General features: G+C 71.8%; 22 protein-coding genes. 14 read left to right on the top strand and 8 right to left on the bottom strand.

All coding sequences use genetic code 11. The features are described from left to right. Nucleotides 1–16: 16 nt before the first annotated feature. Nucleotides 17–607, top strand: a complete 591-nt coding sequence (locus tag ABFX46_RS12260; protein ID WP_346041941.1) for a TetR/AcrR family transcriptional regulator — start codon at nucleotides 17–19, stop codon at nucleotides 605–607. Here ABFX46_RS12260 and ABFX46_RS12255 read toward each other — a convergent pair. Continuing rightward, nucleotides 604–2,337: a pyruvate dehydrogenase gene (locus ABFX46_RS12255; protein WP_346041939.1), complete on the bottom strand. Its 1,734-nt coding sequence runs from the start codon at nucleotides 2,335–2,337 to the stop codon at nucleotides 604–606. The two genes, ABFX46_RS12260 and ABFX46_RS12255, sit on opposite strands and share 4 nt — an antisense overlap. A gap of 121 nt (nucleotides 2,338–2,458) precedes the next feature. Here ABFX46_RS12255 and ABFX46_RS12250 point away from each other — a divergent pair, with 121 nt between their 5' ends. From ABFX46_RS12250 to fahA, 4 genes are all read left to right on the top strand, one after another. After that, complete coding sequence (locus tag ABFX46_RS12250) at nucleotides 2,459–2,989, top strand: MarR family winged helix-turn-helix transcriptional regulator (RefSeq protein ID WP_131940104.1); 531 nt, start codon at nucleotides 2,459–2,461, stop codon at nucleotides 2,987–2,989. 103 nt (nucleotides 2,990–3,092) lie between these two features. Further along, complete coding sequence (locus ABFX46_RS12245) at nucleotides 3,093–4,283, top strand: homogentisate 1,2-dioxygenase (protein ID WP_346041938.1); 1,191 nt, start codon at nucleotides 3,093–3,095, stop codon at nucleotides 4,281–4,283. Next, complete coding sequence (locus tag ABFX46_RS12240; RefSeq protein ID WP_346041936.1) at nucleotides 4,280–5,116, top strand: hypothetical protein; 837 nt, start codon at nucleotides 4,280–4,282, stop codon at nucleotides 5,114–5,116. The genes ABFX46_RS12245 and ABFX46_RS12240 overlap by 4 nt, the downstream gene beginning before the upstream one ends. Then, complete coding sequence (gene fahA / locus ABFX46_RS12235; protein ID WP_346041935.1) at nucleotides 5,113–6,297, top strand: fumarylacetoacetase; 1,185 nt, start codon at nucleotides 5,113–5,115, stop codon at nucleotides 6,295–6,297. Before ABFX46_RS12240 ends, fahA begins: the two co-directional genes overlap by 4 nt. Before the next feature lie 86 nt (nucleotides 6,298–6,383). On the opposite strand, the gene ABFX46_RS12230 is transcribed toward fahA, so the two are convergent. The 3 genes from ABFX46_RS12230 to ABFX46_RS12220 all read right to left on the bottom strand — a co-directional run bounded on the left by ABFX46_RS12230 (nucleotide 6,384) and on the right by ABFX46_RS12220 (nucleotide 8,834). Further along, the gene (locus ABFX46_RS12230; protein ID WP_346041933.1) at nucleotides 6,384–6,962 is read right to left on the bottom strand and encodes a TetR/AcrR family transcriptional regulator; all 579 of its coding nucleotides are present in this window, start codon (nucleotides 6,960–6,962) and stop codon (nucleotides 6,384–6,386) included. A gap of 69 nt (nucleotides 6,963–7,031) precedes the next feature. Then, complete coding sequence (locus tag ABFX46_RS12225; RefSeq protein ID WP_346041932.1) at nucleotides 7,032–7,520, bottom strand: GNAT family N-acetyltransferase; 489 nt, start codon at nucleotides 7,518–7,520, stop codon at nucleotides 7,032–7,034. Nucleotides 7,521–7,529: 9 nt separating this feature from the next. Next, complete coding sequence (locus ABFX46_RS12220; protein WP_346041930.1) at nucleotides 7,530–8,834, bottom strand: APC family permease; 1,305 nt, start codon at nucleotides 8,832–8,834, stop codon at nucleotides 7,530–7,532. Between the two features lie 51 nt (nucleotides 8,835–8,885). On the opposite strand from ABFX46_RS12220, the gene ABFX46_RS12215 reads away from it, so the two are divergent. Continuing rightward, complete coding sequence (locus ABFX46_RS12215) at nucleotides 8,886–9,650, top strand: arsenate reductase/protein-tyrosine-phosphatase family protein (protein ID WP_346041929.1); 765 nt, start codon at nucleotides 8,886–8,888, stop codon at nucleotides 9,648–9,650. Further along, nucleotides 9,647–10,027 carry a VOC family protein gene (locus ABFX46_RS12210; protein WP_346041927.1) on the top strand — a complete coding sequence of 127 codons (381 nt, stop codon included), beginning with the start codon at nucleotides 9,647–9,649 and terminating at the stop codon, nucleotides 10,025–10,027. Before ABFX46_RS12215 ends, ABFX46_RS12210 begins: the two co-directional genes overlap by 4 nt. A gap of 56 nt (nucleotides 10,028–10,083) precedes the next feature. Here the strand turns inward: ABFX46_RS12210 and ABFX46_RS12205 are convergent, their stop codons facing one another. The 3 genes from ABFX46_RS12205 to ABFX46_RS12195 all read right to left on the bottom strand — a co-directional run bounded on the left by ABFX46_RS12205 (nucleotide 10,084) and on the right by ABFX46_RS12195 (nucleotide 11,948). Further along, nucleotides 10,084–10,314 (bottom strand): hypothetical protein, encoded by a 231-nt coding sequence (locus ABFX46_RS12205; RefSeq protein ID WP_346041926.1) that lies wholly within the window; start codon nucleotides 10,312–10,314, stop codon nucleotides 10,084–10,086. A gap of 12 nt (nucleotides 10,315–10,326) precedes the next feature. Then, nucleotides 10,327–11,295, bottom strand: coding sequence for a hypothetical protein (locus tag ABFX46_RS12200; RefSeq protein ID WP_346041925.1), 969 nt, complete (start codon nucleotides 11,293–11,295; stop codon nucleotides 10,327–10,329). Nucleotides 11,296–11,357: 62 nt separating this feature from the next. After that, nucleotides 11,358–11,948 (bottom strand): TetR/AcrR family transcriptional regulator, encoded by a 591-nt coding sequence (locus ABFX46_RS12195; protein ID WP_346041923.1) that lies wholly within the window; start codon nucleotides 11,946–11,948, stop codon nucleotides 11,358–11,360. 138 nt (nucleotides 11,949–12,086) lie between these two features. Between ABFX46_RS12195 and ABFX46_RS12190 the strand changes: the two genes are divergently transcribed. From ABFX46_RS12190 to ABFX46_RS12165, 6 genes are all read left to right on the top strand, one after another. Next, entirely contained in the window at nucleotides 12,087–12,920 is an 834-nt protein-coding gene (locus tag ABFX46_RS12190; protein ID WP_346041921.1) for a M24 family metallopeptidase, read from the top strand. After that, a complete protein-coding gene (locus ABFX46_RS12185; protein WP_346041919.1) occupies nucleotides 12,917–13,852 on the top strand; it encodes an alpha/beta fold hydrolase in 936 nt (311 codons plus the stop codon). Before ABFX46_RS12190 ends, ABFX46_RS12185 begins: the two co-directional genes overlap by 4 nt. Further along, nucleotides 13,849–14,763: a metal-dependent hydrolase gene (locus ABFX46_RS12180; RefSeq protein ID WP_346041918.1), complete on the top strand. Its 915-nt coding sequence runs from the start codon at nucleotides 13,849–13,851 to the stop codon at nucleotides 14,761–14,763. Before ABFX46_RS12185 ends, ABFX46_RS12180 begins: the two co-directional genes overlap by 4 nt. A 211-nt stretch (nucleotides 14,764–14,974) precedes the next feature. Beyond that, nucleotides 14,975–16,141, top strand: a complete 1,167-nt coding sequence (locus ABFX46_RS12175) for an acyl-CoA dehydrogenase family protein (RefSeq protein WP_346041916.1) — start codon at nucleotides 14,975–14,977, stop codon at nucleotides 16,139–16,141. A 12-nt stretch (nucleotides 16,142–16,153) separates the two neighbouring features. Further along, nucleotides 16,154–16,708, top strand: coding sequence for a TetR/AcrR family transcriptional regulator (locus ABFX46_RS12170; RefSeq protein ID WP_346041915.1), 555 nt, complete (start codon nucleotides 16,154–16,156; stop codon nucleotides 16,706–16,708). 92 nt (nucleotides 16,709–16,800) lie between these two features. Then, entirely contained in the window at nucleotides 16,801–17,328 is a 528-nt protein-coding gene (locus tag ABFX46_RS12165; RefSeq protein WP_346041914.1) for a DUF6199 family natural product biosynthesis protein, read from the top strand. Nucleotides 17,329–17,365: 37 nt separating this feature from the next. On the opposite strand, the gene ABFX46_RS12160 is transcribed toward ABFX46_RS12165, so the two are convergent. Next, the gene (locus ABFX46_RS12160; RefSeq protein WP_346041912.1) at nucleotides 17,366–18,352 is read right to left on the bottom strand and encodes an alpha/beta fold hydrolase; all 987 of its coding nucleotides are present in this window, start codon (nucleotides 18,350–18,352) and stop codon (nucleotides 17,366–17,368) included. A 100-nt stretch (nucleotides 18,353–18,452) separates the two neighbouring features. On the opposite strand from ABFX46_RS12160, the gene ABFX46_RS12155 reads away from it, so the two are divergent. Continuing rightward, nucleotides 18,453–18,938 carry a nuclear transport factor 2 family protein gene (locus ABFX46_RS12155; protein WP_346041911.1) on the top strand — a complete coding sequence of 162 codons (486 nt, stop codon included), beginning with the start codon at nucleotides 18,453–18,455 and terminating at the stop codon, nucleotides 18,936–18,938. Nucleotides 18,939–18,943: the final 5 nt, after the last annotated feature.

Here is an 18,943-nt window from a genome sequence, read left to right as displayed (position 1 = left end):
GTAGGCTGGGGCGACCATGGAGAGCACCGGCGGACTGCGCGAGCGCAAGAAGGAGGCGACGCGCCGCGCCCTGCACGAGGCCGCGATGCGCCTCGCCGTCGAGCACGGCCTGGACGCGGTCACCGTCGAGGCCATCGCCGACGCCGCCGGCGTGTCCCGCCGCACCTTCTCCAACTACTTCGGCGGCAAGGAGGAGGCCCTCCTCTACGGCGGCGAGCAGCGGATGTGGTCGCTGCTGGAGACGTTCGAGACCCGTCCGCCGGAGGAGCCGTCCTGGGCCGCGCTGCGCGCGTCGTTCGACGCCGTCCACGACCAGTTCGGCCCCCTGGACCCGCAGTGGGCCGCGCAGGTCAGGCTCGCGCGCAACCACCCGTCCGTGCTGGCCCGGCAGCTCGCCCACTACGCCGAGTTCGAGCGCGCCCTCGCCGACCTCATCGCCGCCCGCGACGAGCTCCCGTCCGGCAGCCTGCGCCCGCGCATCATGGCCGGCGCCTTCATCACCGCGCTCCGCATCGCGTCCCTGACCTGGATCGAGGAGCAGCGCGCCCGCTCCATGCCGGACATCGTCGACGAGAGCCTCAGGGAGATCGCCCGCGAGTTCGGCTAGGGCCGCGGGATGTTGCGCAGGTTGCTGCGCGCCAGGTCGACCATCTTGCCGACACCGCCGGTCAGCACGGTCTTGCCCGCGGAGAGCGCGAACCCCTTCACCTGCTGCGGGGTGATGCGCGGCGGGATGGACAGCGCGTTCGGGTCGGTGACGACGTCCAGGAGGTAGGGCCCGGGGGCGGCGAGGGCGCGTTCCATCACGGTGCGGACGTCGGCCGGACGCTCCACGCGCGCCGACTCGATCCCCATCGCCTCGGCCACCGCCGCGAAGTCGACGGCCTCGTGGTCGGTCTCGAACGCGGGGAAGCCGTCCACCATCATCTCCAGGCGCACCATGCCGAGCGACGCGTTGTTGAACACGATGATCTTCACCGGGACGCGGTGCAGCTTCACGGTCAGCAGCTCGCCGAGCAGCATGCCGAGGCCGCCGTCGCCGGAGAGGGAGACCACCTGGCGTCCGGGCGCGCCGTACTGGGCGCCGATGGCGTGCGGCAATGCGTTCGCCATGGAGCCGTGCACGAACGAGCCCATCACCCGGCGGCGGCCATTGGGGGTGAGGTAGCGGGCGGCCCAGACGTTGCACATGCCGGTGTCCACGGTGAATATCGCGTCGTCGGCGGCGAGGTCGTCCAGGACGCTCGCGACGTACTCGGGGTGGATCGGGATGTGCTTCTCGATGTCGCGCGTATAGGCGGAGACGACGTTCTCCAGAGCGCGCGCGTGGCGGTGCAGCATGTCGTCCAGATACGACTGGTCATGCTTCTGCTCGACCTTGTCCAAGACGAGCCTCAGCGTCTCGCCGACATCCCCGTGGACGGCCAGGTCGAGCGGGGTCCGGCGACCCAGTTTCGCCGGGTCGTCGTCCACCTGGATGGTGTTCTTGCCGGGCAGGAACGGGTCGTACGGGAAGTCGGTGCCCAGCAGCAGGACGAGGTCGGCGGCCTGCATCGACTCGTAGCAGGCGCCATAGCCGAGCAGCCCGCTCATCCCCACGTCATAGGGGTTGTCGTACTGGATGTACTCCTTGCCGCGCAGCGCGTGCCCGACCGGCGAGAGCAGCTTGTGCGCCAGCTCCATCACCTCGGAGTGCGCGTCCTTCACGCCGGAGCCGCAGAACAGCATCACCTTGCGCGCCCGGTTCAATGCGCCGGCGAGCTGCTCGACCTGGTCGGCCGGCGGCCGGACGACCCCCTTCGCCACGAGGAAGTCGTGCTCGCCGGTCGGCGCCGCCGCGTCCTTGCCCGCGATGTCGCCCGCCATGGTCAGCACCGCGACGCCGCCGTGCCCGATCGCGTGCTGGATCGCGATCCGCAGCACGCGCGGCATCTGCTCCGGCGTGCCGATCGTCTCGCAGTAGTGGCTGCACTCGACGAACAGCCGCTCCGGGTGGGTCTCCTGGAAGTACCCGGTGCCGATCTGCACGCTCGGGATCTGCGACGCCAGCGCCAGCACCGGCGCCCCCGACCGGTGCGCGTCGTACAGGCCCTGGACCAGGTGCGTGTTGCCCGGCCCGCAACTGCCCGCGCAGACCGCGAGCCGCCCGGTGGTCTGGGCCTCGGCCGCCGCCGCGAACGCGCCCGCCTCCTCGTTGCGGACGTGCACCCATTCGATGCCGCCCGTCCGGCGGATCGCGTCCACGACCGGGTTGAGGCTGTCGCCCACGACCCCGTAGACGCGCCGCACGCCGGCCTGCCGCAGCACCTCGATGAACTGGTCGGCGACGGTCGCCATCGTCCCTCCCCGAATCCGCCGGTCCCCGCATCCGGGGAGATGCCCGGCGATCATCCGCTGACACTCCCCGCCCCGGACGGGTTAAATGGTCAAACCATGAACCGGATGTGGGGCGCGGACGATGAGCGATGAGCCTGACGACCTCGGCTTCTGGACGTTCGTCGACCTCGCGGGACGGCGGCTGTCGGAGGAGTACGGCTTCCCGGACCGGCTCGCGACCCGGCTGCTGCTCACCCTCAACCGGGCCTCGGCGATCGTCACCTACGACCTGGAGTCCACGGTGCACCGCCCGCGCGGGCACTCCTGGGCCGGGTTCCGGCTGCTGTTCGTGACCTGGCTGGCCGGCCCGCTGGAGCCGGGCCGCGCCGCCACGCTCGCCGGGATGAGCCGCGCCGCCGTGTCCAACCTCGCGAAGACGCTGGTCGCGGACGGGATGATGACGCGCTCGCCCGGCGAGCGCGACGGCCGGTCGGTGATCCTCGCGCTGACCGAGCGGGGCCGCGCGGCGATGCTGGAGATCTTCGCCGGGCAGCACGAGCGCGAGCGCCAGTGGGCCGGGACGCTCACCGAGACCGAGCAGCGGATGCTGATCATGCTGCTGGACAAGCTCATCGCCGGCCGGACGTCCTTCGACGCGCGCGAGCGGAACTGACGTCCCGCGGGCGCGTGGCCGGGTTAGGCCCTTCCCTGGACGGGAGAAGACCCGTAGTGTCGGCAGAAAGTAGTTCATGCATTAACCATCGGAGGCGATGGACATGGCCCACTACCGTCGGGTCGGCCACGTGCCGCCGAAGCGCCACACCCAGCACAGGAACGGCGAGCAGCGGCTCTTCTTCGAGGAACTGATGGGCGAGGAGGGGTTCTCGTCCGACTCGTCCCTCCTGTACCACCGGGAGATCCCGTCCGCGATCACGGACTCCCAGCCCTGGGACGTGCCGGACGCGGCGACGACGCCCAACCACCCCCTGAAGCCGCGCCACCTGAAGCTGCACGAGCTGTTCCCCAAGGACACGTGGAGCGAGACCGACGTCGTCACAGGGCGGCGGGTGATCCTCGCCAACAACGACGTGCGCCTCTCCTACGTGGTCTCGGCCGCCCCCTCGCCGCTGTACCGCAACGCGACCGGCGACGAGATCGTCTACATCGAGTCGGGCACCGCCACGGTCGAGACGGTCTTCGGTTCACTGGACGCCGAACAGGGCGACTACGTCGTCATCCCGACGTCCACCACGCACCGCTGGCTGCCGACCGGCGACGAGCCCCTGCGCGCCTACGCGATCGAGGCGACCGGCCACATCGCGCCGCCGAAGCGCTACCTCTCGCGCTACGGGCAGTTCCTGGAGAACGCCCCGTACTGCGAACGCGACCTGCACGGCCCCGGCGAGCCGCTGCTCTCGGACGAGACCGACGTCGAGGTCTACGTCAAGCACCGTACCTCCCGCGGCATCGTCGGCACCCGCATGACCTACGCGCGGCACCCGTTCGACGTCGTCGGCTGGGACGGCTGCCTGTACCCGTTCACGTTCAGCGTCCACGACTTCGAGCCGATCACGGGCCGCGTCCACCAGCCGCCGCCCGTCCACCAGGTGTTCGAGGGCCACAACTTCGTCGTGTGCAACTTCGTGCCGCGCAAGGTGGACTACCACCCGCTGTCGATCCCGGTGCCCTACTACCACTCGAACGTCGACTCCGACGAGATCATGTTCTACTGCGGCGGCGACTACGAGGCGCGCAAGGGGTCGGGCATCGGCCAGGGCTCGGTGTCGGTCCACCCCGGCGGCCTCGCGCACGGCCCGCAGCCCGGCGCCTACGAGCGCAGCATCGGCGTCGAGTTCTTCGACGAGCTCGCGGTCATGGTCGACACCTTCCACCCGCTCGAACTCGGCGAGGGCGGCCTGGCCTGCGAAGACCCCGGCTACGCCTGGACCTGGGCAGGCCGGCGATGATTCCCGCGTTCGCCCTCGCCCTGTGCGACGACGCGGCCGTGTTCCCGCCGGGCCTCGCCCCGCTCGCCGACGCCGTCCCGGCCCACCGCGCGCACCGCGCCGCCCCGTACGCCGACCTCGTCGGCCCGCTCGTCCTGCCGGCGACCGCGCTGGACGAGCTGTACCCGCTGCTCGGCCGCGAGCCCCTGGAGGTGTCGATCACCGCGCCCGGCGGCCCGTGCCAGGCGGTGAAGGCGCTGACGACCGCCGCCGACCTCGCGCTCACCGTGCGCGGCCTGGAGGTCGCCGTCCCGCCCGGCATGCAGCCGGAGGAGTTCTTCCGCCTGCTCGGCCACCCCGCCGTACCGGTCTACGTCGAGATCCCGCGCGACGACCGCCGTCCGGCGATGATCGCCGAGGTCGCCGCGCGCCGGCACCGCGCGAAGTTCCGCACCGGCGGCGTGAAGGCGCACCTCTACCCGAGCCCGGACGAACTGGCCGCCGGGATCAAGGCCGTCGTGGACGCCCGCCTGCCGTTCAAGGCGACGGCGGGGCTGCACCACCCCGTCCGGAACACCGACCCGGAGACGGGCTTCCACCAGCACGGCTTCCTGAACCTGCTGCTCGCGACCGACGCCGCCCTGCGCGGCCGTCCGGTGGCCGAGCTGGCCGCGGTGCTGGCCGACCGGGACGCCCCGTCCGTCGCCTCGCGCGTGCGCGGCCTGGGCGAGGCCCGGACGATCGCGGCGCGCGGCCGCTTCCTGTCCTTCGGGACGTGCAGCATCACCGACCCCATGAACGAACTCGCGGACCTGGGCCTGCTGGCGTCCGCGCTCCAGGAGAGCACTCGATGACCCGCATCGCGATCCCCGAAGACTCCCTCTTCGGGCTCGCCAACCTCCCGTACGGCGTTTTCTCTCCCCCCGGCGGCACTCCCCGCGTCGGGGTGCGCGCAGCCGGTTCCGTAGTGGACCTGTCGCTGGCGCTGCACGACGACGTCTTCGCGGTACCGTCCCTGAACCCGTTCATGGCGCAGGGCCACGCGCGCTGGGTGGAGGTCCGCGAGCAGCTCCTCGACCTGCTCTCGGACGACATCCCGGACGCGGCGGTGCATCCGGTGGACGCGGTCACCCTGCACATGCCGTTCGAGGTGGCCGACTACGTCGACTTCTACGCGTCCGAGCACCACGCCTCGAACCTGGGCCGCCTGTTCCGCCCCGGCGCCGAGCCGCTCATGCCGAACTGGAAGCACCTGCCGGTGGGCTACCACGGCCGCGCCGGCACGGTCGTCCCGTCCGGGACGGACATCGTCCGCCCGACGGGCCAGCGCAAGGGCGACGACGCCCCGACCTTCGGTGAGAGCCGCCGCCTGGACATCGAGGCGGAGGTCGGCTTCGTCGTGGGCACGGGCTCTCCCCTGGGCACTCCGGTGACCACGGAAGACTTCTCCGAACGCGTCTTCGGCGTCGTCCTGGTCAACGACTGGTCGGCCCGGGACATCCAAGCCTGGGAGTACGTGCCCCTTGGGCCGTTCCTGGGGAAGAGCTTCGCGACGTCCATCTCGCATTGGGTCGTCCCCCTCCTGGCCTTGGAGGCGGCCCGTGTGGCGACTCCGCCCCAAGACCCGGAGCCGCTCCCCTACCTCCAGGAGAAGAACCCGTGGGGCCTGGACCTGGCCCTTGAGATCTCCTGGAACGGACAGGTGGTCTCCCGCCCGCCCTACCGCGAGATGTACTGGTCCCCGGCCCAGATGCTCGCCCACATGACCGTGAACGGCGCCTCGTCCCGCACGGGCGACCTGTTCGCCTCGGGCACGATCTCAGGCCCCGCCAAGGACCAACGCGGCGCGTTCATCGAACTCACCTGGGGCGGCAAGGAGCCGATCGAGGTCAACGGCGAACCCCGCACCTTCCTAGAGGACGGCGACGAGGTGTCCATTACGGCCACGGCCCCGGGCGCGTCCGGCACCCGCATCGGCTTCGGCGAGGTGAAGGGCCGAATCCTCCCCGCCCGCAAGGTTCACCGGCTGCGTTGACCTGCGGCGTGTTGTTGTTATGAGTGCCTCGGAAGCAACAACACGCCGCAGATCAACGAGGCGGCGGCCCGGCCGCCTGCCTTGAGTCAGGCCACGGGGAGCCGGTCCGCCAGTAGCCGCACCCTGGCCTCCGCGTCCCCCGGCGGCAGCCGTCCCGCCCGGGTCAGGGTGGCCAGGCCGTGCAGGGCCGCCCAGAACACCTCGGTGAACAGCGCCGGGTGGACGCCGTCCCCGGCGACCTCGGCGAGGCTCTCCAGCAGGGCGGCGAAGGCGTCCTTCAGCGGCTCCGGGGTGTCCTCGTGCGCGAACGCCAGGCCGCCGTCGAGCGAGAACATGGCGTCGTAGACCGCCGGGTTGCGCTCGGCGAAGTCGAGGTAGGCGCGGGCGAGCGCGGTCACCCGGGCGCGCGGCCCGTCCGCGGCGGAGGTCGCCGCCCGCAGCGCCGCGGCCATCTCGGCGGCCCCGTCGAGCGCGACCGCGCCGATGATCTCGCGCTTGCCGCGGAAATGGCTGTAGAGGACGGGCTGGCTGTACTCGATGCGCTCGGCCAGCCGCCGGGTGGTGACCGCGTCCCATCCCTGCCGCTCGGCGAGCTCGCGCGCCGTCGCCACGATGAGCCGCTCACGCTCCGCCCGTTCGCGCCGCTTGCGTTCCTGGACCGACATGCCCGAATGCTAGCATCGCTAGCCAACCGAGCGACAGCAGAACTAGCGACGCTTCACCCTCTAGCAATACTAGATATGCCGCTGGTACCAGGTGCCCGGCTTACCGCCCAGGTCGGCTGGGTCTGCCGGGCCGATCGGCACGAAACCCGCCTTGATCAGCACTCTCTGGGACGCGGCGTTCGCGTGGGAGGTGGCCGCGCGCAGCGTCCGCAGCCCGTGTCGTGCGGCCGCCAGCCGGCACAGCTCCAGGACGGCCGCGGTCGCCACTCCGCGTCCGGCGGCGTGCTGCGCGACGCGGTAGCCGAGTTCGGCGGTGCCGTCCTCGAAGCGGTACAGGTTGAACCGGCCGAGGACCGAGCCGTCGTCGTCGAGGAGCACGTAGTAGGCGCCGATACCGGCTTCTTGCTCGTCCAGCATCGCGCCGTGCCGGTCGGCGAACTGGTCGAAGTACTCGTCGCCGCGGTCGGAGATCGAGGCGGCGAAGTAGGCGCGGTTCGCCACCTCGAAGGCCAGAACCGCCGGAGCGTGGCCGGCGCGCAGCCGCTTCAGCTCGGGCACCGCCCAAGCCTACGCGGAACGCGGGTGGGTGCGGCGTGCCAGGACGAGCTTGCGGCCGGCGAGGCCGATCGCGAACATGGCGGTCCCGGCCAGGACGGATTGCCACGGCAGCGTGGCGATCAGGACCACGCAGCCGATGGCGCCGAGCAGGTTGAGTGCGCGCGGACGGCGCCGGTCGCGCGCGGGCTGGGTGAAGGCCGACGCGTTCGCGATGGCGTAGTAGACCAGCACGCCGAAGGACGAGAACCCGATCACGCCGCGCAGGTCGGCGGTGGCCACCAGCGCGCCGACCGCGACGGCGACGGCGATCTCGGCGTGGTGCGGAACCCGGTGGCGGGGGTGGACGGCGGCCAGCCACTGCGGCAGGTCGCGGTTGCGGGCCATCGCCAGCGCGGTGCGGCCGATGCCGGCGATCAGCGACAGCAGCGCGCCGAGCGCGGCGAGGGCCGCCCCGGCGCGGACCACCGGGGCCAGGCCGGCGGCGCCGGCGGCCTCCACCGCGGTGGTCAGCGGCGCGGCGGACGAGGCGAGCCGGGCCGGGCCGGCGGCCAGCAGGGCGGCAACGCCCACGACCAGGTAGACGGCCACGGTGATGAGCAGCGCGATGGAGATGGCGCGGGGGATGACGCGCCTCGGATCGCGGACCTCCTCGCCCAAAGTGGCGATGCGCGCGTAACCGGCGAAGGCGAAGAACAGCAGCCCGGCGGACTGGAGGACGCCGTAGCCGCCGACCTCGCCCCATCCGCCCAGGTTCGCGGGGCTTCCGCCGCCCACCGCGATCGCGACCACCACGGCGGCCAGGGCGGTCAGACTGGTGGCGACCAGGACGCGGGTGGCCAGCGCGGTCCGGGTCACACCGCGGTAGTTGAGCGCGGCGAGGGCCGCCACCGCGGCGGCCGCCGCGGCCCGTTGCGCCCACCACGGACCCGGGACGGCATAGGACGCGAACGTCAGCGCCATCGCCGCGCACGACGCGGTCTTGCCGACCACGAACCCCCACCCGGCAGCGAATCCCCACCACGGGCCGAGCCGCTCCCGCCCGTAGACGTAGGTGCCACCCGAGACCGGGTAGACCGCCGCCAGCTGCGCGGACGCCACCGCGTTGCAGTACGCGATCACCGCCGCGACCGCGAGGCCGATGAGCAGGCCGGCACCGGCCGCCCGCGCGGCGGGGCCGAACGCGGCGAACACCCCGGCCCCGATCATCGAGCCCAGCCCGATGACGACCGCGTCCCCGGTGCCGAGCCGGCGCGCCAGACGGCCGGAGTCGTCCTCGGACGACCCAGGTCCTTCGTCCCGGCGCGGGGAGCTCATCGATCCTCCGACCCCATATACATCAAATAGCTTTGATGTATTGTGGCCCGTATGGGCTCTCCGGTTCAAGCCGCTCCGGCGTTCGTACGGTTGGCCGCCCATCCGCTGCGGTGGCGGCTGCTGAGCGAGCTGTCCGCCGGTGACTACCGGGTTCGCGAGCTGGTGAACCTGATCGGCGAGCCGCAGAACCTGGTCTCCTACCATCTGCGGCAGTTGCGCGGCGCGGGGCTCGTGACCGCCCGGCGCAGCAGCTTCGACGGGAGAGACGCCTACTACCACCTCGACCTGGAACGCTGCGCGCAGGCACTGGCCTCGGCCGGCGCCGCCCTGCACCCGGCGCTGGGCACCGAGCCGCCGCCGCCCCAGGGGCCCTCGCGCCACCGGCCCGCCGTGTTGTTCGCCTGCACCGGCAACAGCGCGCGCTCACCGATCGCCGAGGCCCTGCTGACCCGCCACAGCGGCGGCCGCATCGACGCGACCAGCGCCGGCAGCCACCCGAAACAGCAGATGCACCCCGACGCCGTGCGGGTGCTGAACGAGCACTACGGCATCGACATCTCCGGCCGGCGGCCGCAGCACCTCGGCACGCTGGACGGCCGCCGCTTCGACTACGTGATCAGCCTGTGCGACAAGGTCCGGGAGGTCTGCCCCGAGTTCGACGGCCACCCCCGGCGCGTCCACTGGAGCATCCCCGACCCGGCGGCGGCCGGCGAGCCCGGGAGCGCGGCCTTCGTCCGCGCGGCGGCGGAGATCGACACCCGCGTCCGCCACCTGCTGCCCCAGATCGTCCGTCCACCACGGGAGGTTCGGCCATGACAACGCCCGATCGGCTCGCGAGCGTCCGCTACCTCGTCGACGACGTCCCGGCGGCCGTCGACTTCTACACGACCCACCTCGGTTTCACGCTGAACACCAACCCGGCGCCGGCCTTCGCCGACGTGGTGCGCGGGCCGCTGCGGCTGCTGCTGTCCGGCCCCGCCAGCTCGGGCGCCCGCGCCACCGCCGACCCCGGCACCCCCGGACGCAACCGCATCCACCTCATCGTCGACGACCTCGACGCCGAGATCGACCGGCTGCGCACCGCCGGAGTGCCCTTCCAGAGCGACGTGGTCTCCGGCCCCGGCGGCCGCCAGATCCTGCTCACCGACCCCGCCGGCAACCTCATAGAACTCTTCGAACCCACCCACCCCTGACCCCGCAGACCGAAAGGCCGCGGGGTCGAGCCGCGCGGCCTTCGGTTCGTTGTGGTTCAGGCGCTCTGGCGCTCGCCGAAGAGCGTCCTCACGAACCTGGTGAGCATGAGGACCGGCAGAATGAACGCGTAGAAGAACATGAAGTACTCGCCGCCGTCGAAGATGAACCCCAGATAGACGGCGTAGCCGAGGAAACCCACTCCGAAAACGGCGTTGAGCAGCCTTTCATCGGCGCTCTGGCCGCCCCCGATGGCCGCCATGGCGAGGCCGGACACCAGCAGAAACACGCTCGCTCGGTCTTATCTGGTGAGGCGCGGCGCGTCGAAGGCGAAGGCCATTACCGCCTGGCGGAGGTGGTCGGACGGGGCGTCGGAGAAGACCGCGGTGTAGCGCAGGAACCTCGGCACGATGGTCGCCACCGGTTCACCGGTCGCGGTGATGACCTGGTAGGCGACGCCTGGGAGGTCGTCGCACGCGGGGTGCGGGCCGATGGCGCCGAGGGGTTTCCGGTCGGGAGTCAGAAGGCGTAGGCGGAGCGGCGAGCGCGTGACGCGTTCGATCGTCACCGCCGGGCGGCCGGTGGCGTGGAATACCCCTATGCCTCCGGCCTGCCGGACGAGAAAGAACGCGGTCTCCCCCGAGGCGCCGCGTGCGGTCACGAAGGGGCGGCGGGTCACCGGGCGCGGAGCGCCATCGCCGGTCTCGCGTTCCAGTGGCGCGGGCGGGAGAGAGGACGTGCGGAAGCGCAGGACCGTCCGGCCGCTCCGGTCACGCCATTTGCGCAGACCCGTCAGCGGCGTTCCCGTGCCCGAGCGGGCGAGTATCCAGCGGCCGCGCGCCCAACTCCGCAGGAGGAAGTAAACGAACACTCCGAAGACCGGAAGCATCGTCACCCACATGAACGCGGCCGGGTACAGCGTGTGGCGGGAGCGGTCGAGACCGCCGGCGTACGGGCCGAGAGGGCCGACGCGCACCGGCACTCGGCGTCCGATATCGGCCTTGCCCACTCCTGAAACGTGGCCGCTGCCACGGGTACCGTCGGCGAATTGCCACGTTCCTCGGCAGTCCGCGTACTCGGTGTCGCGGAGCGGTGTGCGCGTCTCGCATTTCTCAATGGTCGCGACGGCCCTCTTCCCCGACGTGACCGTGTACACGACCATTCCGGGAAGGGCGATCATCACCCATGCCAGCACCAGGAGGGTGAGGAAGAACACGGCGGGAGCGGTGGCGGCCTCGACGGATTCCTTGAGCCCGCGGCCGGGATTCACTGGACGGGGGCGGGTGCTTCGCGTCCGCGCACTGCGTTCCTCCTTCCGTGAAGCCGAACAGCTTAGCGATCGGAGCGGCCTGGAGGGTCGAGGGCTTTCAGCACGCCGCCCAGCACGCGGATGGCCAGGTCTCGGACGGCCGCTCGAGGCATGTCGCGTTCCGCCAGCCAGGATGCCGTGGCGCCCTCGACGAACGACAGCCACCCCTCCAGGGCGATGCGCAGGGCCGGGGACGGTGTCGCGCGGCCGGTCAGGCCGTGCGACAGGGCGGCGAGCAGTCCGCCGCGGACGCGGCGGTGGAGGGCCGCGACCTCGGCGTCCACGCCGACGCCGCCGCTCGTAATGGTCTGGAAGGCCGCGCGGTGGGTGTCGGCCCAGCACAGGAAGGCGTCCAGCGAGCGGGTGAGGCGCTCCAGCGGGGACAGGTCGCCGAACTCCTCGGCGAGGGCGTTCAGGTGGCCGGCGGCGTTCTCGATGACCGCGAGGAACAGGCCGCGCTTGCTGCCGAAGTAGTAGTAGATCAGGCCCTTGGCGACGTCGGCGGCCGCGGCGATCTCGTCCATGGACAGCGCGTCGTAGGACCGGTCGGCGAAGAGCCGGGACGCGGTCTCCATGATCGAGGCCCGCCGGTCGGAGCGGTGCCGGTCCGCCATCTCGCTCCTCCGGGCCGGGGGTTGGCGCGTCCGAGCGTACGCCTCTTGACTTTCGTTCAAACGCGGCCGATATTAGACCTCCAGTCTAATTGATCTGCCCGTCGGACGGCCGGCACCACCGGACGGAGCGTGAGGCGAATGAACGAGAGCCCGGAGCGGTTCCGCGACCTGCAGCGGCTGGCGTACGAGGCCGCCGAGGCGGTCGCGGCCAGTCTGGAGCCGGGGGTGACCGAGCGGCAGGTGGCCCGGCGGATGCGCCGCTGGCTGGAGCACCGCGGGGTGGACGACTGGTTCCATGTCCCGTTCGCGTGGTTCGGCGACCGGACCGCCTTCCGCGGGATCGTCCTGCCGCACCAGTTCCTGCCGACCGGCCGCCGGCTGACCGAGGGCATGCCCTACATCCTGGACGCGGCCCCGATCGCCGACGGCTACACCGCCGACATCGGCTACGCGGGATGCCTCGGCGACAACCCGTCCTGGGACCGGCTCACCCACGACCTGGCGGTGTACCGCGAGCTGATCGTGGAGCTGGTGCGCGAGCGGCGCACCTTCGCCGGCATCTACGCCGAGGTCGACCGGCAGATCGCCCGGCACGGGTACGAGAACCGGCACCGCAAGTATCCGGGCAGGGTCATCGGCCACCAGGTCGGACGGGTCACGAGCCGGCTGCCCCGCAACCTCGTCCTCGGGGCGTTCGGGGCGCGCACCGCGCAGACCGTGGCGCGCGAGCTGATCAAGGAGCGCATGCAGGGGCGGTCCACGCTGTGGAACGGCTCCCGGCAGTCGCGGCACGCGCCGACACCGGGTCTGTGGGCGGTGGAGCCGCATCTGGGTCTCGGGGACGTCGGCGCCAAGTTCGAAGAGCTGCTCGTGGTCACCGAGGACGACGCGTACTGGCTGGACGACGATCTGCCGCACGTCCGGCGATGGGCGTCCGCGACCGCGACGGCGGAGCGGGCGGATCCCGCATGAGCGACTTCGCGACCCGGACGGTCAGGGCGAACGGGGTCCGGCTGGCCGTCCGCGAGTACGGCGAACCGGGCCGGACGACCATCGTGCTGGTGCACGGCTACCCCGACGACCAGGCGGTATGGGAGCCCGTCGCCCGCCTGCTGTCCGGCGATTTCCACGTGGTCACCTACGACGTGCGCGGAGCGGGCGGCTCGACACGTCCGCGCCGGACCAAGTCCTATCTCATGGACGAGTTGAACCGCGACCTGCACGCGGTCCTGGACGCCGTCTCACCGGACCGGGCCGTACACCTGGTCGGGCACGACTGGGGCTCGGTGCAGAGCTGGGCGGCCATCGCCGGCACCCGCCCGCGAGGACGCATCGCCTCGTTCACCTCCATCTCGGGCCCGTGCATCGAGCACTTCGGCCAGTGGATCCGTGACCGGCTGCGCCGTCCCACGCCCCGCCACGTGCGGGAGCTGCTCGGTCAGGCGGCCCGGTCCTGGTACCTGCTGGGCGGCATGATCCCCGGCGCCGGATGGCTGGTGTGGCGCCTCGGCGGCGCCCGGGTGTTCCCCATCCTGGTCGAGCGGATGGAGGGCATCGAGCGCGAGCACGCCCCCACCCTCCAGAAGGACGCCCTCTACGGGATGAAGCTGTACAAGGCCAACGGCGTGCGCTTCCTGCGGCCCGGCCAGAGGGTCACGACGGACGTTCCCGTCCAGGTCATCGTGCCGACGAAGGACCGGTTCGTCTCACCCGCCCTGGCCGCGGACATGGCCCGCTACGCCGACCGGTCGTGGCGGCGGGAACTGCCGGCCGGGCACTGGGGCTCGATCACCACGTGCTCCGCGGACGTGGCGGCGGCCGTGGCCGAACTCGTCCGCCGCATCGAGGGACGGGACGGCGCGTCCGCGGCGCCGGACCAGCGGACCGAAGGAAGGAACCCATGACGGAGACCCGGACCGCCGGCGGCGAGATGGACGAGCGGCACCCCCTGATCACACCGCGGCGGGTGAAGTTCGACTGGTCCGGCACGCCGCTGCACTGGATCCCGGGCGAGCCGGTCGCCACCCACTTCATCAACACGCTGCACCTGCTGCTGCCGGCCGGTGAACGCTGGTTCGTCCGCGTCTACAAGCAGACGCTGCCGCTGATCGGCGAGGACGACCCCCGGCTGCGCGCCGAGGTCAAGGGGTTCATGGGGCAGGAGGCGGTGCACGCGTACTCTCACCAGGGCGTCCTCGACCGCCAGATGCTGGAGCGCGGGCTGGACCCGCGGCCGCTCACCCGCAGGATCGAGTGGCTGTTCACCGCGATCCTCGGCGACCGGCCGCCGCTGCCGCTGATCTCGCGCCGGCGCTGGCTCAACCTGCGCATCGGGATCATCGCCGGGATCGAGCACTACACCGCGGTGCTCGGCCAGTGGATCCTGGACGCCGGGGAACTGGACGCGGCGGGCGCCGACCCGACCATGATGGACCTGCTGCGCTGGCACGGCGCCGAGGAGGTCGAGCACCGCTCGGTCGCGTTCGACGTCTACGAGTACGTGTCCGGCGCCTACTGGCGGCGGTTCGTCACCTTCTTCATCGGCGTGCTCGCGCTGCCGCTGGCCGCCTACGCCGGGGCCGCCTACCTGTGCGCCCGCGACCCGGAACTGCACGGCGTCCGCCCCCGCATCCGCGACTACCGCCGCGCCGTCCGCCGCGGGCTGCTGCCCAGCAACCGGTTCATGATCGCCGCAGCGCGCCGCTACCTGCGGCGCGACTACCACCCGTCCGGCGAGTGCTCCACCCGGAAGGCCCTCGACTACCTGGCGACCTCGCCCGCCGCTCAAGCCGCCGCCACCGGGCGCCCCGCCTGACCCGCCGCACCCACGGCCCCCTCAAGCCGTGGGCCGGACGGGCGCGCCGAGCAGGGCGGCGAGTTCGACGAGACGGGCTCACGGGCCGACGGGCTCACGGGCCGAACACCTCCGAGACGGTCGGTGGCGACAACGCTACGCCCGGTCTCCGACAAAACGAGGGAGGCACCCTCTACCGGTCGACCATACTCAAGAGTATGGTCTCCGTACCATGGAGTATGGAGACGAGATCGTGCGGCGGGTGCGGGAGCTCGCGCCCGTGCTGGCCGAGCGCGCCGAGGCCGCCGAGGCGGCACGCCGGCTGCCCGACGCGACCATCGAGGACCTCGCCGCGACCGGGCTGTTCGGGATGCTGGTCCCCGCGCGGTTCGGCGGCCCCGAGCTGGGCTTCGAGGCGATGGCGGCGGCGTGCCGGGAGGCGGGCGCGGCCTGCGCCTCCACCGGATGGCTGTCGGTGATCTACACGCTGCACAACTGGATGGCCGGCCTGTTCCCCGAGCAGGCGCAGGCCGAAGTGTGGGCGGAGCGGCCGTACGCGCTGATCCCGTGCGTCCTGTCGCCGTCCGGCACCGCGGCGCCCGTCGACGGCGGCCACACCGTCACCGGACGCTGGTCGTGGGGAAGCGGCGTCATGCACGCCGACCACGTGATGGTCATGGCGCTGGTCACCGTCGGCGACGCGATCGAGCCGCGCCTGTTCCTGATGCCGCGCGCGGACGTGACCGTCCACGACGTCTGGCACACCAGCGGCATGCGCGGCACCGGCAGCAACGACATCGAGGTGCCGGGCGTCTTCGTCCCCGCGCACCGGTCGGTGCCGATGCAGGAGCTGACCGAGGGACGCTCGCCCGGCTCGCGCGTCCACCCGGCCGCCCTCTACCGGACGCCGCTGGTGCCGGTGTTCGCGCTGACCGGCGCGGCGCCCGTGCTCGGCGCGGCCGAGGGCGTGCTCGCCCGCTTCGAAGAGCGGATGGCGACGCGGGTGATGGCCTACAGCGGGGAGCGGCAGCGCGACCTGATGAGCGGGCAGATCCGATTCGCCGCGGCGACCGCCGACCTCGCCGCCGCCCGGCTCCTGCTGGAGGACGCGCTCGCGGGCGTCACCGGCGCCATCGCCGAGGGCCGCGCCCTCCGCATGGCGGACCGGGCGCGGGCCCGGCTGGTCGCGGCGCACGTGGCGGCGACCGCCCGGCGGGTCGTGAACGAGTTGTGCTCCGCCGCGGGGGCGAGCGCGCAGTTCACGTCCTCCCCGTTCCAGCGGGCGCAGCGCGATGTGAATACGATCTCCGGGCATGTGGTGTTCGATCCGGATGCGTCCTACGCCCTCTACGGCAGGATCGGGCTGGGCCTCGACCCCGGCCGGGTCCTCCTCGTCTGACGGGCGGCGCGCGTGACCACCCGGGCGGGGGTGGCGCGGGCGAGGGTGGCGCGGCGCGACTGGATCGAGGCCGCCTACCAGGAGCTGGCCCGCGCCGGCGAGCGCGGCGTGACGATCAACGCGCTCGCGGCCAGGCTCGGCGTCACCAAGGGCAGCTTCTACTGGCACTTCAGGGACCGGCCCGAGCTGATGCGGGCCCTGCTCGACCGGTGGGCGCACGAGCGGACGGACGAGGTGCTCGCGCTGTCCCTCGGCAGCACCGCCGACCCGCGCGAACGGCTGCGCCGCATCCAGGCGCTCGGCCGGGAGGTCGCGCCGATCGACCGGGCGATGCGGCTGTGGGCGCAGCACGAGCCCGCGGCCGAGGAGGCGGTGCGGCACGCCGACCGGGCGCTGCTCGGGCACATCGCCGCCTGCCTGGAGTACCTCGGGTTCGACGCCGAGGACGCCCGGCTGCGCGCGCTGCTGATGCTGCGCTCGTGGGTCGGCGGCTACCTGATGCCGGGCGAGAACGAGCCCGGCCTGTACGACCACACCCTCGACGTCCTGCTGGCCCGCCCCGGCTGACCGCCCACTCGGCGCGATCGGGCCGTCCGGATGAAACCGAATTGGATTCCGGCGAGTCTCATGGGGAATCGCACCCCGAGGGAAGGCCCCCCATGACCGCTCTGATCGCCCTCATGTTCGTCCTGGCGGCCGGCTGCCTGATTCTCGCGTGCATGGACCAGCGGAAGCTCTACTGGAAGACCGGCGCCTGGCAGTACCGGAACCCGGGGGCGAACGAGCCGTCCGACACCGCGTTCGCCCTGCGCCGGGCCTCGCTGGTGATCGGCGCCGTGGCGCTGGCCATCATGGGGTTCGTCCTCAAGGCCGCGGACGGTTCGCGTGACTACTCCACGGCCCAGGTGAGGTCGGTCGCGTCCGCGGCGGCCATGGAACTGGACCAAGCGGGGTCCGGGCTCGGTTCGTCGTACAGGACGTCGAGCAAGCTCTACAAAGTCGTGAACGAGGAGGGCAACGGCAACGTGGAGATCCAGAGCGCCGGTAGCGGCAAGTACGAGCTGACGAACCGCAAGGGCGAGAACCCCGTCTGCCTCACCATCACGGTCGACAACAAGCTGACGCCGGGCGGGTCCGACCCCTGGAGCCATTCGATCAGCACGTCCGTGGACGAAGGCTCCTGCTGACACCCCGACACCCGGCGGCATCGGCGGACGGCATCGGTCAGCCGAGGCGCGCGAGGAAGGCGAGCATGGCCTCGTTGACCTCCCCGGCCGCCTCCATCTGCACGAAGTGTCCGGCGCCTTCGATGATGTGGACGTCCTGTAGGCCCGGCACCAAGCTCTCCATCTGCCGCAAAGCACCTGACCCCATCATCTGCAGGACGGGGTCACGCTCCCCCACGAGGAACATCGTCGGAACGGTGACGGGCTCGTCCGGACGGCTCTGCTTCTCCTCCCAGACGTGGTCGTAGGCCCGGTACCAGTTGAGGCCACCCGTGAAGCCCGTCCGGCGGAATTCGTCGGCGTAGTAAGCGAACTCGTCCTGCGACAACCAGGGCCAAGGCAGGGGTGGAGCTTCTGGCAGCACATCGAGGTAGCCGTTGCCCTCGCTTGGGTGCCGCCAGATGTCGAGGTACCGGTATCCACCGCTGAGCGCCCAGAACACGTTCGCCAGGAAACGCTCTGGAGTTGCGCCCAGCTCCTCGTCCGCTGGCCCTTGCTCCTGGAAGTAGTGCACGTGGACGAAGTGCTGCTCTGCCATCCGTGCGTAAAGCTCCGTGGGCGGACGCGCAGAAACCGGCATGCGCGGCACGCTCAACTGCATCAGCGCCTTGACCCGTCCAGGGGCCCACTGGGGAAGGTCCCAGACGAGGGCGGCCCCGAAGTCATGACCGGCGAAGACGGCCTCCTCGATACCGAGACCGTCCAAGAGCCCGACCATGTCCGCGACGGTGTGCCGCCGGTCGTACTCGGCCGGCGAGGCGGGGCGGCCACTCCGTCCGTACCCGCGCATATCGACCGCGATGGCCCGGTACCCGGCCGCCGCCAGCACCGGGAGCTGATGCCGCCAGCTGTACCAGAGCCCCGGGAACCCGTGGCACATGACCACCGGAAGCCCGTCGCCCTGCTCGGCCACGTGCAGCGTGATGTCGCCGGCGTCGAGCATCCGATGCCGGACGTCCTCCCCGCCGAGCTCCTCAAGGCTCATGCCGACGATCCTGAGTGCCGGCCGCACCGGGGGCCTTCTCCCTCCCATTCACCGGGACACCCCTGGACGGCGGCGTCCCCGCGGACGAGAGTCGGCGACCATGCCGAGTCCCGACATCGCCGCGCGCATCGCCCGGCTGGAGGCCATCGAGGACATCAAGGCCCTCAAGCACCGCTACCTGCGCGCCTGCGACGCCAAGGACCCCGCGGAGTTCCGGGCCTGCTTCATCGCCTCGGGCGCCTCCATCGACTACGGCCGGCTCGGCGCGTTCGACGACGCCGACGGCATCGCCCGGGTCTTCGAGCGGATCGCGCTGCAGAAGATCGACGGCGGGAACGCCATCCTCGACATGCACCACGCGATGCACCCGGACATCGCCGTCCACGGCGAGACGACCGCGTCCGGACGCTGGACGCTGAAGTTCCGCCAGGTCAACCTGCTCGACAACACCGAGACCGTCGCGACCGGCGAGTACGACGACGAGTACGTCATCGAGGACGGCCGCTGGAAGATGTCGAAGTGCCACTTCCGCCGCTACTGGTCGATCACCCGCCCGATCGGCCCGGACTGCCGGATCGACCAGTAGACCGG

The sequence above is a fragment of the Actinomadura chokoriensis genome (genome assembly GCF_039529475.1).
Lineage (GTDB): Bacteria > Actinomycetota > Actinomycetes > Streptosporangiales > Streptosporangiaceae > Spirillospora > Spirillospora bangladeshensis.
This window is presented reverse-complemented; position numbering and strand designations above follow the sequence as displayed.

Bases quoted from the DNA above. Each gene is read 5' to 3' on its own strand.
- ABFX46_RS12260 (WP_346041941.1), top strand. From the start codon at position 17: ATGGAGAGCACCGGCGGACTGCGCGAGCGCAAGAAGGAGGCGACGCGC.
- ABFX46_RS12255 (WP_346041939.1), bottom strand. From the start codon at position 2,337: ATGGCGACCGTCGCCGACCAGTTCATCGAGGTGCTGCGGCAGGCCGGC.
- ABFX46_RS12250 (WP_131940104.1), top strand. From the start codon at position 2,459: ATGAGCGATGAGCCTGACGACCTCGGCTTCTGGACGTTCGTCGACCTC.
- ABFX46_RS12245 (WP_346041938.1), top strand. From the start codon at position 3,093: ATGGCCCACTACCGTCGGGTCGGCCACGTGCCGCCGAAGCGCCACACC.
- ABFX46_RS12240 (WP_346041936.1), top strand. From the start codon at position 4,280: ATGATTCCCGCGTTCGCCCTCGCCCTGTGCGACGACGCGGCCGTGTTC.
- fahA (WP_346041935.1), top strand. From the start codon at position 5,113: ATGACCCGCATCGCGATCCCCGAAGACTCCCTCTTCGGGCTCGCCAAC.
- ABFX46_RS12230 (WP_346041933.1), bottom strand. From the start codon at position 6,962: ATGTCGGTCCAGGAACGCAAGCGGCGCGAACGGGCGGAGCGTGAGCGG.
- ABFX46_RS12220 (WP_346041930.1), bottom strand. From the start codon at position 8,834: ATGAGCTCCCCGCGCCGGGACGAAGGACCTGGGTCGTCCGAGGACGAC.
- ABFX46_RS12215 (WP_346041929.1), top strand. From the start codon at position 8,886: ATGGGCTCTCCGGTTCAAGCCGCTCCGGCGTTCGTACGGTTGGCCGCC.
- ABFX46_RS12210 (WP_346041927.1), top strand. From the start codon at position 9,647: ATGACAACGCCCGATCGGCTCGCGAGCGTCCGCTACCTCGTCGACGAC.
- ABFX46_RS12195 (WP_346041923.1), bottom strand. From the start codon at position 11,948: ATGGCGGACCGGCACCGCTCCGACCGGCGGGCCTCGATCATGGAGACC.
- ABFX46_RS12190 (WP_346041921.1), top strand. From the start codon at position 12,087: ATGAACGAGAGCCCGGAGCGGTTCCGCGACCTGCAGCGGCTGGCGTAC.
- ABFX46_RS12185 (WP_346041919.1), top strand. From the start codon at position 12,917: ATGAGCGACTTCGCGACCCGGACGGTCAGGGCGAACGGGGTCCGGCTG.
- ABFX46_RS12180 (WP_346041918.1), top strand. From the start codon at position 13,849: ATGACGGAGACCCGGACCGCCGGCGGCGAGATGGACGAGCGGCACCCC.
- ABFX46_RS12175 (WP_346041916.1), top strand. From the start codon at position 14,975: ATGGAGTATGGAGACGAGATCGTGCGGCGGGTGCGGGAGCTCGCGCCC.
- ABFX46_RS12165 (WP_346041914.1), top strand. From the start codon at position 16,801: ATGACCGCTCTGATCGCCCTCATGTTCGTCCTGGCGGCCGGCTGCCTG.
- ABFX46_RS12160 (WP_346041912.1), bottom strand. From the start codon at position 18,352: ATGAGCCTTGAGGAGCTCGGCGGGGAGGACGTCCGGCATCGGATGCTC.
- ABFX46_RS12155 (WP_346041911.1), top strand. From the start codon at position 18,453: ATGCCGAGTCCCGACATCGCCGCGCGCATCGCCCGGCTGGAGGCCATC.